Raw genomic sequence first — 13,032 nt, forward strand, 5'->3', positions numbered from 1 at the left:
ACATGTGGGTTGGCATTATTAGCCTTTTTCCTGAAATGTTCCGTTCTGTTACTGATTTTGGAGTAACAGGTCAAGCGGTTAAAAAAGGTCTTTTATCTATTGAGACATGGAATCCTCGTGATTTCACTCATGATAAACATCGCACTGTTGATGACAGACCTTACGGTGGTGGTCCTGGCATGTTAATGATGGTTCAGCCTTTGCGCGACGCTATCAAAACGGCCAAGCAGGCAGCACCGGGAAAGACGAAAGTTATCTATCTTTCACCTCAAGGTCGTAAACTCGACCAGAAAGGTGTTGAAGAGCTGGCAACAAACGAGAATTTACTTCTTATTTGTGGTCGCTACGAAGGGGTAGATGAGCGCATCATTCAATCTGAAGTTGACGAAGAATGGTCGATTGGAGATTTTGTGATGACGGGTGGCGAACTGCCAGCCATGACGTTGATTGATTCAGTATCTCGGTTTGTTCCGGGTGTACTTGGAGATTTCGCTTCAGCAGAAGAAGATTCTTTTGCAAATGGTTTGCTAGATTGTCCCCATTATACGCGCCCTGAGGTGCTAGACGATAAAGATGTGCCATCGGTACTCAAGTCTGGAAACCATAAGGACATTCGTCGCTGGCGATTAAAACAATCGTTGGGCCGAACTTGGCTAAGAAGACCAGAACTCCTGGAAAACCTAGCTCTGACTGACGAACAGGAACAATTACTGGCTGAATTCATTAAAGAGCAACGCTCTTAACGAAAAGCAAGCAGTAACCTATTAAATTTAGTATCAGTTTATTCTAGGAATTTATACAAATGAGCAACATCATCAAGGCTCTTGAAGAAGAGCAACTAAAATCAGACCTTCCTAAATTCGCACCAGGTGACACTGTTGTAGTTCAGGTTAAGGTAAAAGAAGGTGACCGTGAGCGTCTACAGGCTTTCGAAGGCGTTGTAATCGCTATTCGTAACCGTGGTCTACACTCTGCATTCACAGTTCGTAAGATCTCGAACGGTGAAGGCGTAGAGCGTGCGTTCCAAACTCACTCTCCAATGGTTGATAGCATCGAAGTTAAACGCCGTGGTGCAGTACGTCGTGCCAAGTTGTACTACCTACGTGAGCGTTCTGGTAAGTCAGCTCGTATTAAAGAGAAGCTTACTAAGAAGTAATTCTTTTTGCATTCTATCGATAAAAGCGGAGCCATTTGGCTCCGCTTTTTTGTGTCTGCTATTTAGAGTTGAGCAGTGATCAATATCACTACTCGCTACTCGCTACTCGCTTAGTACGGATCTTCCGACCAACCATCGCTATCTGACATGTCTGGTGCGCCTGCGATGCTGTTCTCTTCGTCTGCCCATTCACCGAAATCAATCATCTGACATTGCTTGCTGCAAAACGGGCGGTGCGGGCTTTGTTCACCCCATTCAACGTCGGCATTACATTGAGGGCATTTAACGATGGTGATTTTCTTCGACATAGTGATTCTTAATTTGAGGGGGTAATAATAGTGAGTTTAGGCTCGAGTGAGGACTCAAGCCAAACTAAAAAAGAAAATTAATTAGGTGCAGATCGCCAATTCAAATTCGATGTCTTGAGTACAGGCTTGCCCAGTTTCAAAGCTCATGAATTTAACTGCAAAGCGGTTCTTGTGACCTGAGATCATCGGGTAGGCACCGTATTGCATCGGAATAGAAAGACGGAGGATATTTGCTTCATCGGCATCGCTCTGGAAGAAGCCAGCACGAGCGATTTGCTCTTTAAAGTGACCAGTCTCTCTGGTGAGCTTCAACCATAGTGTTAGCGCTTCATACAGAGGCTGTAAGCTATCCATCCAAGCTTTAGCATCTCTCATTCTCTTATCAAGAGGAAGGTGCAGCCAATAATGCAGTGCCGGTAAATCAAAGCAGCATGAGCCACCTGGAAGATTAAAGCGTTGGCGAATTGCACTTAGGAAGCGGTCTTCTTTAAGTGATTGGCCAAAACGCTCTGCCTGCATCAGATCACGATAGATGTTACCAATGTCATTAAGCAGTGATGTCAGCATCTCTTGATCGACACCTTCAACATCCAACCAACTTTTGTAGGTTACACGTTGCTTCTCAATATCTTTTGCGAGTTCGCTCTTGAGTTGGATCTGTTCGAAGATTTCAATCAGATCAAAGATGGAACGGAAAAAGAGTTGATACTGTTGAGCATCGGAAAATGTAGAAGACAAGTGTAGCTGCCTCAAGAGTGATTCGACTCTTAAGTAGATGCGTGTTTTCTCATTTAGAGGATGTTCAAATTTATGGGTGATCATCGAGCAAACCTTCATTCAACATTGTTCTATTCTGACCCATCTACAGCACTGATTGCCAGATACTTTTGATGTAAATCTGTGATTTGAGGCAAAAGTTCTTGGTTTTTAGTATGGTTTTTAATCACGTCATCTGCAACTGCTAAGCGCTGTTCTCTTGAAGCCTGTGATTTTAAAATTGATGCAACTTGTTCCCTAGAAACATTATCACGACTCATCGTACGTTCTATTTGCACTTCTGCTGGCACATCAACAATTAATACGCGATCAGCCATACCTTGCATTTGGTTTTCCACCAATAGCGGTGCAACTAATAAACCATACGGGGATGTGATTTTAGACAGGTCACTGTCAATTTTGTCACGGATCATGGGATGAAGAAGATCATTGAGCCACTGCTTCTCTTTAGGTTCAGAGAAGATTAGCTCACGTAGCCTACTTCGGTTGAGTGTTCCATCGTCAAGCAAGATAGATTTACCAAAGTGTTCTGTAATTTGTTTTAAGCCGTCACTGCCCAACGCAACCACTTCACGTGCCACGATATCAGCATCAACAATATCAATATTAAAATGCTCATTGAACAGGTTAGCGACCGTGGTTTTGCCACTGGCGATACCACCGCTTAATCCGATAATAATTGCCATGGTTAAATTCCTAGTACAGAAGTGAAATACCAACCCATGATGTCGTTACCCCACATCAAGCTTACCCAACCCGCAATTGCAAGGTAAGGGCCAAATGGAAAGGCTTTATCGATGCCTTGCTGTTTCAGGCGAAGTTGAATCAAACCAAACACAAGGCCTACGAGCGAAGATAAAAGGATGATCATCGGTAGGTGTTGCCAACCAAGCCATGCACCAAGTGCAGCCAGGAGTTTGAAGTCACCGTAACCCATGCCTTCTTTACCTGTGAGTAGTTTGAACAACCAATACACCGACCACAGAGCTAGGTAGCCAGACATTGCGCCAACCACAGAATCTTGCAGCGATACTGGGCTGATATTAAACAGTGCTAAAGCGATACCGGACCATACCAAAGGCAAGGTGATTTGATCGGGCAGTAGCATGGTATCGAGATCGATAAAGGTCGCGGTAATCAGGGCGAAGGTGAAAAAAATCAAAGCAATGGCGTAGTAGCTGAAACCAAAGTGGCTAGCAACCATTGTGCAAAGTATTGCGGTAAGCAACTCGACTAAAGGGTAGCGAGCGCTGATTGGATTAGCGCAGCTATGGCACTTACCCTTTAAGAATAACCAGCTTAACACTGGGATATTGTCGACGATTCTTAATTGAGTTTTGCATTTCGGGCAGGTTGAACGAGGAATGCTGAGATTGAACTTTCCCTCTGGCGCTGGAATTTTATATTGAGAGAAATACTCCGAGCACTCTTGTTGCCATTCGCGTTCCATCATAATCGGCAAACGGTGTATGACTACGTTGAGGAAGCTGCCGATAAGAAGGCTAAAAATGAAAGCTAATACGGGGAATAGCCAAGGATAGTAGTGAAATACTTCCATAGTGTCCTTTACCACTTAATCAAGGTGAGCAGAGATTGCTGCTCATGGGTGTTTAGTTGCTTTTAACTATCCTAACACACTCATAAGATTAAAGATCGGTAAGTACATCGCAACCACAAGCCCACCAACGACAGTACCTAAAAACACGATGATCAGCGGCTCTAGAATTTTGCCCAAATTGTCGACGGTGTTGTCTACTTCAAACTCGTAAATCGAGGCTACTTTATTGAGCATATCATCAAGGTTGCCTGACTCTTCACCGATCATCACCATCTGTAACACCATTTCAGGGAAGGCATTGGTATTGCGCATTGCGATATACATTGGCATGCCAGCAGCTGTTTCTCGGTGAACTTCAATGATGGCCGACTCATAATGCAGGTTGCCTGCGGTTTTGGTTGTGGTTTTGAGGCTCATTAAAATCGGAATGCCAGAACTAAAGCTGGTCGATAAGGTTCGGCTGAATTTGGCAATGGAGGCTTTGGCTAATACGCCGCCGAGAACAGGAAAGCGTAATCCTAGCCGACTAACAGATAGTCTGATCGAGTGGGAACGCTGACACAGTTGATAAATAATCAGGACAACAAGCCCGATGCCTACAGCCGTATAAAAACTGTAAGCCTGCATCCAATGGGAAAGGTAGAGTACTTGTTGGGTGAACCAAGGCAGGTCGGCGCCAAAGCCTGAAAACATCGACTCAAACTCGGGAATCACCATGGTCAGCATTAAATAAGAAACGGTCAGTGCAACGGTGACGACCATAGCGGGGTAGATCAGTGCTTTGACGACTTTGGACTTTAGCTGCTCGCTCTTTTCTCTATAGGTCGCTAAGCGTTCGAATACTTGGGCGAGGTTACCGGAGAGCTCGCCTGTCGCAACCAAATCAGTATAGAGGTCATCAAAGTGACGACTTGCGGTTCGCATCGCTTTTGAGATTGGCGTTCCGGCTTCTACACCTTTGCAGATATGCGATAGAATCGATTTCATTTCAGCTTTGCGGTGATTGTCTGACACCAACTTGATAGCCTGCACGATGGGTACACCAGTAGCCAACATAGTAGCCAGTTGCCGAGTTAAAATAGTGATGTCTTTGGCTTTGACTCTATGGGTTAAACGAGTGACGGCTGAAATACTTTTCTTTTTGATTTTCTTAATCTGAATATGCTGCTCTTTGAGCTTTTCTCGTACTTCCAATTCAGTGAGCGCTAAGGTTTGTCCAGACACTTTCTTGCCTGAGCTGTTAATGCCTTTCCAGTGATAGCTTTTTAATTGTGATTGTTTGGACTTGCTACTCATTGGTGCTCCATTGGGTTATATGTACAGAACACGTTGCAGCTCTTGATAGCTGGTGGTGCCTTCAAGCAATTTATCTAGCCCCGACTCTTGCAGAGTTCTCATGCCTTCTCGGCGAGCCAAGTTTTCAATGGCTAACGCGTTCGGTTTGTCTATCAGGCTGCCTTTTAGTTGGTCACTAAATGGCATAACTTCATAGATACCCACTCGCCCAGAGTATCCCTGGTTACACTCATTACACCCTTGTGGATTGGCTTTATAGATGGTTTGGCTGTTAGGAATCGAGTGACGCAGAAATATATCCGGAGAGTCGTCACTTTCTTTACAATGGTTACACAACCGCCTTGCCAGTCGTTGGGCGATAATCAAACTTAGTGATGAAGCTAGGTTAAAGGGTTCTATCCCCATATGAGCGAGCCGAGTGACGGTTTCTGCGGCGGAATTAGTGTGCAGTGTCGAAAGCACCAAGTGACCGGTTTGCGAGGCTTTGATCGCGATCTCTGCGGTTTCCAAGTCTCGGATCTCTCCAACCATCACCACATCAGGGTCTTGTCGTAAAAATGATCGTAGTGCCTCAGCAAACCCAAAGCCGATCTTAGGTGTCACTTGTACCTGATTGATACCACATAGGTTAATCTCCACTGGGTCTTCAGCTGTTGAGATGTTCCGTTCAGTTGTGTTGAGCACTCGAAGGCCAGTATAAAGGGAGACGGTTTTTCCGCTGCCAGTCGGACCTGTCATTAAGATCATCCCTTGCGGGCGTTTTAGCGCATTGAGGTAGAGTGCTTTTTGATCTTCGCTATAACCTAACTTATCGATATCTAAATTAGCAGCGCTGCTATCAAGCAGTCGAAGAACGATCTTTTCACCCCACAAGGTCGGCAGAGTCGATACACGCATATCAATCGCCAGATCGTCGTTTAAGCGTAACTTAATACGACCATCTTGAGGCAAGCGACGTTCAGCGATATCCAGCTTCGCGAGGATCTTTAAACGGGCTGATAAACGACGACTTAAATGGGAAGCGGGTTGTTGTATTTCAACAAGGATACCATCACAACGCAGTCGTACTCGGTAGTGCTCTTCATAAGGTTCGAAGTGGATATCTGATGCGCCTTTGCGTACCGCATCGACCAATATCTGATTGATAAATCGGCTGACAGGGGAATCGTCTTGACTGAGATCTTCTATCGACGCTACCTCATCGTCAGACACTTCAACAAGATTAGCGAGTTCATCTTGGGTGATCTCTTTGCGTTTAGAGTCTTGCCCGGAAATCGAACGGCCATACAGCTTTCGTATTGCGCCTTCTAGTTCTGAGTAGTTGGCGACAACCAATTCAATCTGTAATCCGGTCGCAAAGCGGAAATCATCTTCAGCTTGTAAATCGGTCGGGTCGGCTGAGGCGAGTGTGAGAGTCGAGCTAGAGACTGAAATCGGTATCGCACGATACTTGGTAATCAGTTCTCGAAGTCCTAATTGGTCACATAAGGTCTCATAGTCAGTATTGGCAAGTTGTACTAACGGCAAGCCGAAGATGGTTTTAATGTTGTTTGCTAAGGAATCGCCGCTGAAGAACTCCAGAACGAGCAAAGCTTCAGGTGTCGAAATACCCGAAGCTTGTATATGTTCCGCAACGGCTTGTTCTTGAGTCAGGCTAAGTAAGTCAGCCTGACGAAGCACGGTTGGGAGGTTGGTTAGCATTTAGCAACCATCTAATGAAACATCAGAATCTTTACTATTTTCGCATGTCCAACCGTTAGTACCACGACTAAACTTTAGGGTGGCAGCATTTACTGAACTTGTGTCATTAAATGTAAACTTGATTTCGTTTTCTGTATCTATTGAGATAGTTCCTAAAGAACTGGCTGAAGAAACTGTCCCTAGATCAGTTATAGCAGTAGCTGATGAGATTGACCCTTTTTCTTGAAATATGAGTTCAGCTGGTGTGATTAGAGATCGCATAGTCGCTAGACCTGAAGAGAGTTCACTCTTGGTCACGTAGTTTTTATATGCTGGCACTGCAATCGCAGACAACACGCCAATAATCGCCACCACGATCATCAATTCAATCAGCGTGAAGCCTTTCTGGTTCGTTCTTTTGTTCTTGTTATTCATTGTCTAATTCCATTCTTTAGTTTGTTTCAGTGCAGGCACTGGTTGATGGAAAGAATAGAAGTTGAGATGGGGTAGTGGAATGGTGTTCAGGTGCGGTCGCGAGTGGTTTGGTATTTATTGGTGTAGTGTTTCATATAGCGCGCAAATTTATGCGATCAGCTTAAATAACTGCTTGAAATACTGATAATTCAGGCAATAAAAAGGCACCGTTATCAACAGTGCCTTTACAGAAATTATTTACTATTCAGTTAATTACGCTTTGAATCTCATTGATAGATCCATTGCTTTTAGGTGCTTAGTTAGTGCGCCTACCGAGATGTAATCAACGCCTGTTTCAGCGAACTCAGCAATGGTATCTAGAGTCACGTTACCAGAGTTTTCTAGTGCTGCGCGTCCTGCGTTGATTTTAACGGCTTCACGCATCATGTCTGTAGTGAAGTTGTCTAACATGATGATGTCTGCGCCAGCGCTGATCGCTTGCTCTAGCTCTTCTAGGCTTTCGGTTTCTACTTCTACTGGTTTACCTGGGTTCAGCTCTTTTGCAGTAGAGATAGCCTTCTCAATGCCACCACAAGCGATGATGTGGTTTTCTTTGATTAGGTAAGCATCGAACACACCAATACGGTGGTTGAAACCGCCACCACAAGCCACCGCGTATTTCAGTGCGCTGCGTAAGCCAGGGATGGTTTTACGAGTGTCTAACAGGCGGCATTCAGTATGCTTGATTTTGTCTGCGTAGATAGCTGTAGTAGTCGCACAACCAGATAGCGTTTGAATGAAGTTCATTGCGTTACGCTCACCCGTTAATAGCGCGCGTGCTGGACCTGTTAAGGTACAAAGTGTTTGGTTTGGTTCAACCTTGTCACCATCTTCTACGTTCCACTCGATAGTCACTTCACCGCCCAGTTGCTTAAACACTTCATCAGCCCAAGCTTTACCGCAGAACACGCCGTGCTCACGGGTAATGATGGTTGCACTGTTGATTGCGTCTGCAGGGATTAGACTTGCCGTAATATCAGCCGCTGGATCTAACGTTCCACCTAGATCTTCTTTGATGGTCTCAGCGACTGCACGAGTGATCTCTAGAGGCAGTTGCTCTTTTAAGTAGTCAAGGCGTTGGTGGCTGTTATGTGTGTTTTTCATCGCAAATCTAATCTTGAAAGGGAGTGGGAATGGAATGATACTCTTGCTTAACTTCAAATTAAAGAGGCTAGCGCGACTGCTCTATGGGCAAGGTCACATCTTATTGTGCTAGCAGAAAAGAAAGTGAGACCAAGATGACGATCAGCTCCAACGGATGGTACGACAACGCTCGGCATGTTCCTTCTCCGTATTTTGATGCTCGACCGAGTGCCGACGATATTTCTTTGCTGGTGGTTCACAACATTAGTTTGCCTCCGGGTCAATTTGGTGGGCCTTATATCGAACAGTTTTTTACGGGCAAACTCGACCCGTCGGAACACCCGTTTTTTAAGGTGATTCACCCAATGGGCGTATCGGCGCACTGTTTGATTCGTCGCGATGGGGAAGTGGTGCAGTTCGTTTCTTTCTTAGACCGAGCTTGGCATGCTGGCCAGTCGAGCTTTGCAGGGCGTGAAAGGTGTAATGACTATTCGATTGGTATTGAACTGGAGGGCAGTGACTTTGTAGCTTACACCAAGCAGCAGTATCAAGCGCTTACCCAACTAACAGAAACGATCGTATCGACGTTCCCTCAAATCACCAGCGAACGTATCACTGGCCATCAATACATAGCGCCTCTGCGTAAAACTGACCCTGGCTTGGTGTTCGATTGGCAAAAGTTTAAAAAAAATCTCAAAGTTTAAGCCTTCGTTTTTGATGATGGCCTTACCGCCGTTGGGCGTTGAATAGTCAACGCCTAGCATAATGACTTGTGAATTTTTGTTGTTGCGATGTAAAGAAAGTGGTGGAGAGAAGCGCATCAATAAATTGAGAGTGTGACGAACTTATCAAACACTCATTTATTAAAACTTATGAACAGAATTTCCACCCTAAATGTGCGCTTGGTTCGATTTTTAAACAAGTGACGCTAATCTTTCTGAAACAATTCATTTTTATCCTGAAACTTTCTAGCACGAACACTCCCCAAAAGTATTGCCCCTGTAAATGGTAAGACCAATTTGGTTGCTGTTTTAAATTTCATTTGTTAAATCATGGTTAATTCACGCTGTATTCTATGATGCAGGTCAATTTTAGGCTGGACAGTGGCGTTTTAATTATGTTAATTTCTGCCCAACTTAAAATTGGTATTACCAATTGTCAGCGAAGAAAAAGAAGAACAACAAACTATGGCTTATCAAAGGATTCGTCAGCCAAAACTCTCCGATGTTATCGAACAAGAGTTAGAAAGGTTGATAGTGGAAGGAACACTGGCTCCAGGGCAGCAGCTGCCGCCTGAGCGCGAACTGGCGAAACAGTTCGATGTGTCTCGTCCTTCAATCCGAGAAGCGATACAACGTTTAGAAGCAAAACGCTTGCTTACTCGCCGTCAAGGTGGAGGTACGTTTGTTAGCGAAAATATCTGGAAAAGCTTTTCAGATCCTTTGCTTAATTTGTTGTCGTCCCATTCTGAAACCCAGCTAGACTTGTTGGAATCGCGTCATGCGATGGAAGGGATTTCGGCTTACTTCGCGGCATTGCGTGGCACTGATGAAGACTTTGCTCGAATTCAAGCATGCCAAGAAAAAATTCGCGGTGCGCAAGATAAGGGTGATATTGAAGCCGAATCTGCAGCGGTGATGGCTTTTCTTATTGCTTTAACAGAGGCAGCGCACAATGTGGTGTTATTGCACATTGTTCGTAGCTTGGCTCCGTTACTCGAACAAAACGTCTTAGAAAATTTAAAGCTGTTGCATCGTCGTAAAGACGTTGTGGAGAAAGTGAGTATACATCGAGCTAACATTGTGGATGCGATCGTTTCAGGACAGCCAGAACAGGCACGTGAAATGTCACACTCTCATTTAGCTTACATCGAAGAAACATTGATGGATTTGACCAAAGAAGAGTCGCGCCGCGAACGTTCTTTACGTCGAATTCAACAGGGTAAATAGCCGTAATACTTCGGCTATTTACGTGTTTAGTAGAATCCAACTAACAAAAAGGATAGATCGCCATGTCTGACATGAAGCATGACGTTGATGCTCTGGAAACTCAAGATTGGTTAGAAGCTCTTGAGTCAGTAGTACGTGAAGAAGGTGTAGAACGTGCACAGTTTTTACTAGAACAAGTTCTAGATAAAGCGCGTTTAGATGGTGTTGATATGGCTACAGGCATCAACACAAACTACATCAACACAATTCCAGCAGCACAAGAGCCAGCTTACCCTGGTGACGTAACTCTTGAGCGTCGTATTCGTTCGATTATTCGCTGGAACGCAATCATGATCGTATTGCGTGCTTCTAAGAAAGACCTAGACCTTGGTGGTCACATGGCTTCTTACCAGTCAGCAGCAGCGTTCTACGAAGTATGTTTCAACCACTTCTTCCGTGCTCCAAACGAGACAGACGGTGGCGATCTAGTTTACTACCAAGGTCACATCTCTCCTGGTATCTACTCTCGTGCATTCGTTGAAGGTCGTCTAACTGAAGAACAGCTAGATAACTTCCGTCAAGAAGTTGATGGTAAAGGTATCCCTTCTTACCCGCACCCGAAACTGATGCCTGAGTTCTGGCAGTTCCCGACAGTATCTATGGGTCTTGGCCCTATCTCTGCTATCTACCAAGCGCGCTTCCTTAAGTACCTTGACGGCCGTGGCCTGAAAGAAACTTCAGCGCAACGCGTATACGCGTTCCTAGGTGACGGTGAGATGGATGAGCCAGAATCACGTGGTGCTATCTCTTTCGCTGCGCGTGAGAAGCTAGACAACCTATGTTTCCTAATCAACTGTAACCTACAGCGTCTAGACGGCCCTGTAATGGGTAACGGTAGCATCATCCAAGAACTTGAAGGCCTATTCAAAGGCGCAGGTTGGAACGTTGTTAAAGTTATCTGGGGTAGCAACTGGGATTCTCTACTAGCTAAAGACACTACTGGTAAGCTTCTTCAACTAATGAACGAAACTATCGATGGTGACTACCAAACATTCAAATCTAAAGATGGCGCATACGTACGTGAGCACTTCTTTGGTAAGTACCCAGAAACAGCTGCACTAGTTGCAGACATGACTGATGACGAAATCTTCGCTCTTAAGCGTGGTGGTCACGATTCTTCTAAACTGTTTGCTGCATTCAACAATGCTAAAGAGACAAACGGTAAGCCAACTGTAATCCTAGCTAAGACTGTTAAAGGTTACGGCATGGGTGATGCAGCTGAAGGTAAGAACATTGCACACGGTGTTAAGAAAATGGACATGACTCATGTTCAACACCTACGTGATCGCCTAGGCCTAGAAGACATCCTTTCAGATGAGAAGATCGCTGAACTTCCTTACCTGAAATTGGAAGAAGGTACGCCTGAGTACGAATACATGCACGCTCGTCGTAACGCTCTACACGGTTACACACCTGCACGTCTTCCTAAGTTTACTCAAGAGTTCAAGGTTCCTGAGCTAGACGCATTCGCACCTCTACTAGGTGAACAGAAGCGTGATATCTCTACAACTATGGCTTATGTACGTACGCTAAACATCCTTCTTAAAGATAAGAACATTGGTAAGAACATCGTTCCTATCATCTGTGATGAAGCTCGTACATTCGGTATGGAAGGTCTATTCCGTCAGGTTGGTATCTACAACCCACACGGTCAAGAATACACACCTGAAGATAAAGGCATCGTTTCTTACTACAAAGAAGCAACGTCTGGTCAAGTTCTTCAAGAAGGTATCAACGAACTAGGTTCTATGGCTTCATGGGTTGCTGCTGCAACTTCATACAGCACAAACGATCTACCGATGATCCCGTTCTACATCTACTACTCAATGTTCGGTTTCCAACGTATTGGTGACATGGCATGGCTAGCAGGCGACCAACAAGCTCGTGGCTTCCTACTAGGTGCTACTGCAGGTCGTACAACACTGAACGGTGAAGGTCTACAGCACGAAGATGGTCACTCGCACATCCAAGCGAACACTATCCCGAACTGTATCTCTTACGACCCAACGTTTGCTTACGAGCTAGCGGTAATCATGCAAGACGGTATCCGTCGCATGTACGGTCCTGAGCAAGAGAACGTTTACTACTACCTAACAGTAATGAACGAGAACTACGCAATGCCAGCAATGCCAGAAGGCGCTGAAGAAGGCATCCGTAAAGGTATCTACAAGCTTGAATCTCACGCTGGTGCTAAGGGCAAAGTTCAACTAATGAGCTCTGGTACTATCATGAACGAAGCGCGTAAAGCAGCTGAAATTCTAAGCGAAGAGTACGGCGTAGCATCTGACGTATTCTCTGTAACGTCGTTCAACGAACTAACTCGTGACGGCCAAGCGGTAGAGCGTGACAACATGCTTCACCCAGAAGCTGAAGAGAAAGTACCGTACATCACGACTGTTCTTGGTAAAGAACCTGCAATCGCAGTGACTGACTACATGAAGAACTACGCTGAGCAAGTACGTGCGTACATGCCAACTGAGTCTTACAAAGTACTTGGTACAGATGGTTTCGGCCGTTCTGACAGCCGTGCAAACCTACGTCGTCACTTCGAAGTTAACGCTGGCTACATCGTAGTTGCAGCTCTAACTGAACTGGCTAAACGTGGTGACATCGAGAAATCTGTAGTTGTTGAAGCAATTGCTAAATTCGATATCGACACTGAAAAAACTAACCCGCAATACGCATAAGACTGGCATTAAGGTAGGTAAATAC

Annotated in this window: 13 protein-coding genes; 5 read left to right on the top strand and 8 right to left on the bottom strand. The window is 45.0% G+C overall.

Annotation, left to right across the window (positions count from 1 at the left end; translation table 11 throughout):
* The first annotated feature begins 2 nt into the window (after nucleotides 1–2).
* Together trmD and rplS are read left to right on the top strand one after the other, a co-directional pair.
* A complete protein-coding gene (trmD, locus tag OCV20_RS02715; RefSeq protein ID WP_019826347.1) occupies nucleotides 3–743 on the top strand; it encodes a tRNA (guanosine(37)-N1)-methyltransferase TrmD in 741 nt (246 codons plus the stop codon).
* Nucleotides 744–802: 59 nt separating this feature from the next.
* On the top strand, nucleotides 803–1,156 hold the full coding sequence (rplS, locus tag OCV20_RS02720; RefSeq protein WP_004735514.1) for a 50S ribosomal protein L19: 354 nt from the start codon (nucleotides 803–805) through the stop codon (nucleotides 1,154–1,156).
* A gap of 110 nt (nucleotides 1,157–1,266) precedes the next feature.
* Here the strand turns inward: rplS and yacG are convergent, their stop codons facing one another.
* The 8 genes from yacG to nadC all read right to left on the bottom strand — a co-directional run bounded on the left by yacG (nucleotide 1,267) and on the right by nadC (nucleotide 8,353).
* Nucleotides 1,267–1,464, bottom strand: a complete 198-nt coding sequence (yacG, locus tag OCV20_RS02725; protein WP_010435916.1) for a DNA gyrase inhibitor YacG — start codon at nucleotides 1,462–1,464, stop codon at nucleotides 1,267–1,269.
* Between the two features lie 81 nt (nucleotides 1,465–1,545).
* On the bottom strand, nucleotides 1,546–2,286 hold the full coding sequence (zapD, locus tag OCV20_RS02730) for a cell division protein ZapD (RefSeq protein WP_017063237.1): 741 nt from the start codon (nucleotides 2,284–2,286) through the stop codon (nucleotides 1,546–1,548).
* 26 nt (nucleotides 2,287–2,312) lie between these two features.
* Nucleotides 2,313–2,927 carry a dephospho-CoA kinase gene (gene coaE, locus OCV20_RS02735; RefSeq protein ID WP_048615622.1) on the bottom strand — a complete coding sequence of 205 codons (615 nt, stop codon included), beginning with the start codon at nucleotides 2,925–2,927 and terminating at the stop codon, nucleotides 2,313–2,315.
* A 2-nt stretch (nucleotides 2,928–2,929) separates the two neighbouring features.
* The gene (locus OCV20_RS02740) at nucleotides 2,930–3,799 is read right to left on the bottom strand and encodes a prepilin peptidase (protein ID WP_086774278.1); all 870 of its coding nucleotides are present in this window, start codon (nucleotides 3,797–3,799) and stop codon (nucleotides 2,930–2,932) included.
* A 66-nt stretch (nucleotides 3,800–3,865) separates the two neighbouring features.
* Entirely contained in the window at nucleotides 3,866–5,095 is a 1,230-nt protein-coding gene (locus OCV20_RS02745) for a type II secretion system F family protein (RefSeq protein WP_086774277.1), read from the bottom strand.
* A gap of 15 nt (nucleotides 5,096–5,110) precedes the next feature.
* On the bottom strand, nucleotides 5,111–6,796 hold the full coding sequence (gene pilB, locus OCV20_RS02750) for a type IV-A pilus assembly ATPase PilB (RefSeq protein ID WP_086774276.1): 1,686 nt from the start codon (nucleotides 6,794–6,796) through the stop codon (nucleotides 5,111–5,113).
* Complete coding sequence (locus OCV20_RS02755) at nucleotides 6,797–7,210, bottom strand: pilin (RefSeq protein WP_086774275.1); 414 nt, start codon at nucleotides 7,208–7,210, stop codon at nucleotides 6,797–6,799.
* Nucleotides 7,211–7,462: 252 nt separating this feature from the next.
* Complete coding sequence (nadC, locus tag OCV20_RS02760; RefSeq protein ID WP_017065901.1) at nucleotides 7,463–8,353, bottom strand: carboxylating nicotinate-nucleotide diphosphorylase; 891 nt, start codon at nucleotides 8,351–8,353, stop codon at nucleotides 7,463–7,465.
* Between the two features lie 83 nt (nucleotides 8,354–8,436).
* Here nadC and ampD point away from each other — a divergent pair, with 83 nt between their 5' ends.
* From ampD to aceE, 3 genes are all read left to right on the top strand, one after another.
* Nucleotides 8,437–9,036, top strand: coding sequence for a 1,6-anhydro-N-acetylmuramyl-L-alanine amidase AmpD (gene ampD / locus OCV20_RS02765; protein WP_086774274.1), 600 nt, complete (start codon nucleotides 8,437–8,439; stop codon nucleotides 9,034–9,036).
* Between the two features lie 483 nt (nucleotides 9,037–9,519).
* Nucleotides 9,520–10,281, top strand: a complete 762-nt coding sequence (gene pdhR, locus OCV20_RS02770; protein WP_009847596.1) for a pyruvate dehydrogenase complex transcriptional repressor PdhR — start codon at nucleotides 9,520–9,522, stop codon at nucleotides 10,279–10,281.
* Nucleotides 10,282–10,343: 62 nt separating this feature from the next.
* Nucleotides 10,344–13,007 (top strand): pyruvate dehydrogenase (acetyl-transferring), homodimeric type, encoded by a 2,664-nt coding sequence (gene aceE / locus OCV20_RS02775; protein WP_017059442.1) that lies wholly within the window; start codon nucleotides 10,344–10,346, stop codon nucleotides 13,005–13,007.
* Nucleotides 13,008–13,032: the final 25 nt, after the last annotated feature.

The sequence above is a fragment of the Vibrio coralliirubri genome, assembly GCF_024347375.1.
GTDB lineage: Bacteria > Pseudomonadota > Gammaproteobacteria > Enterobacterales > Vibrionaceae > Vibrio > Vibrio coralliirubri.

Coding starts and splice junctions, on each gene's coding strand:
- coaE (WP_048615622.1), bottom strand. CDS start 2,927: ATGGCAATTATTATCGGATTAAGCGGTGGTATCGCCAGTGGCAAAACC.
- yacG (WP_010435916.1), bottom strand. CDS start 1,464: ATGTCGAAGAAAATCACCATCGTTAAATGCCCTCAATGTAATGCCGAC.
- trmD (WP_019826347.1), top strand. CDS start 3: ATGTGGGTTGGCATTATTAGCCTTTTTCCTGAAATGTTCCGTTCTGTT.
- ampD (WP_086774274.1), top strand. CDS start 8,437: ATGGGCAAGGTCACATCTTATTGTGCTAGCAGAAAAGAAAGTGAGACC.
- OCV20_RS02740 (WP_086774278.1), bottom strand. CDS start 3,799: ATGGAAGTATTTCACTACTATCCTTGGCTATTCCCCGTATTAGCTTTC.
- nadC (WP_017065901.1), bottom strand. CDS start 8,353: ATGAAAAACACACATAACAGCCACCAACGCCTTGACTACTTAAAAGAG.
- zapD (WP_017063237.1), bottom strand. CDS start 2,286: ATGATCACCCATAAATTTGAACATCCTCTAAATGAGAAAACACGCATC.
- OCV20_RS02745 (WP_086774277.1), bottom strand. CDS start 5,095: ATGAGTAGCAAGTCCAAACAATCACAATTAAAAAGCTATCACTGGAAA.
- pdhR (WP_009847596.1), top strand. CDS start 9,520: ATGGCTTATCAAAGGATTCGTCAGCCAAAACTCTCCGATGTTATCGAA.
- OCV20_RS02755 (WP_086774275.1), bottom strand. CDS start 7,210: ATGAATAACAAGAACAAAAGAACGAACCAGAAAGGCTTCACGCTGATT.
- rplS (WP_004735514.1), top strand. CDS start 803: ATGAGCAACATCATCAAGGCTCTTGAAGAAGAGCAACTAAAATCAGAC.
- pilB (WP_086774276.1), bottom strand. CDS start 6,796: ATGCTAACCAACCTCCCAACCGTGCTTCGTCAGGCTGACTTACTTAGC.
- aceE (WP_017059442.1), top strand. CDS start 10,344: ATGTCTGACATGAAGCATGACGTTGATGCTCTGGAAACTCAAGATTGG.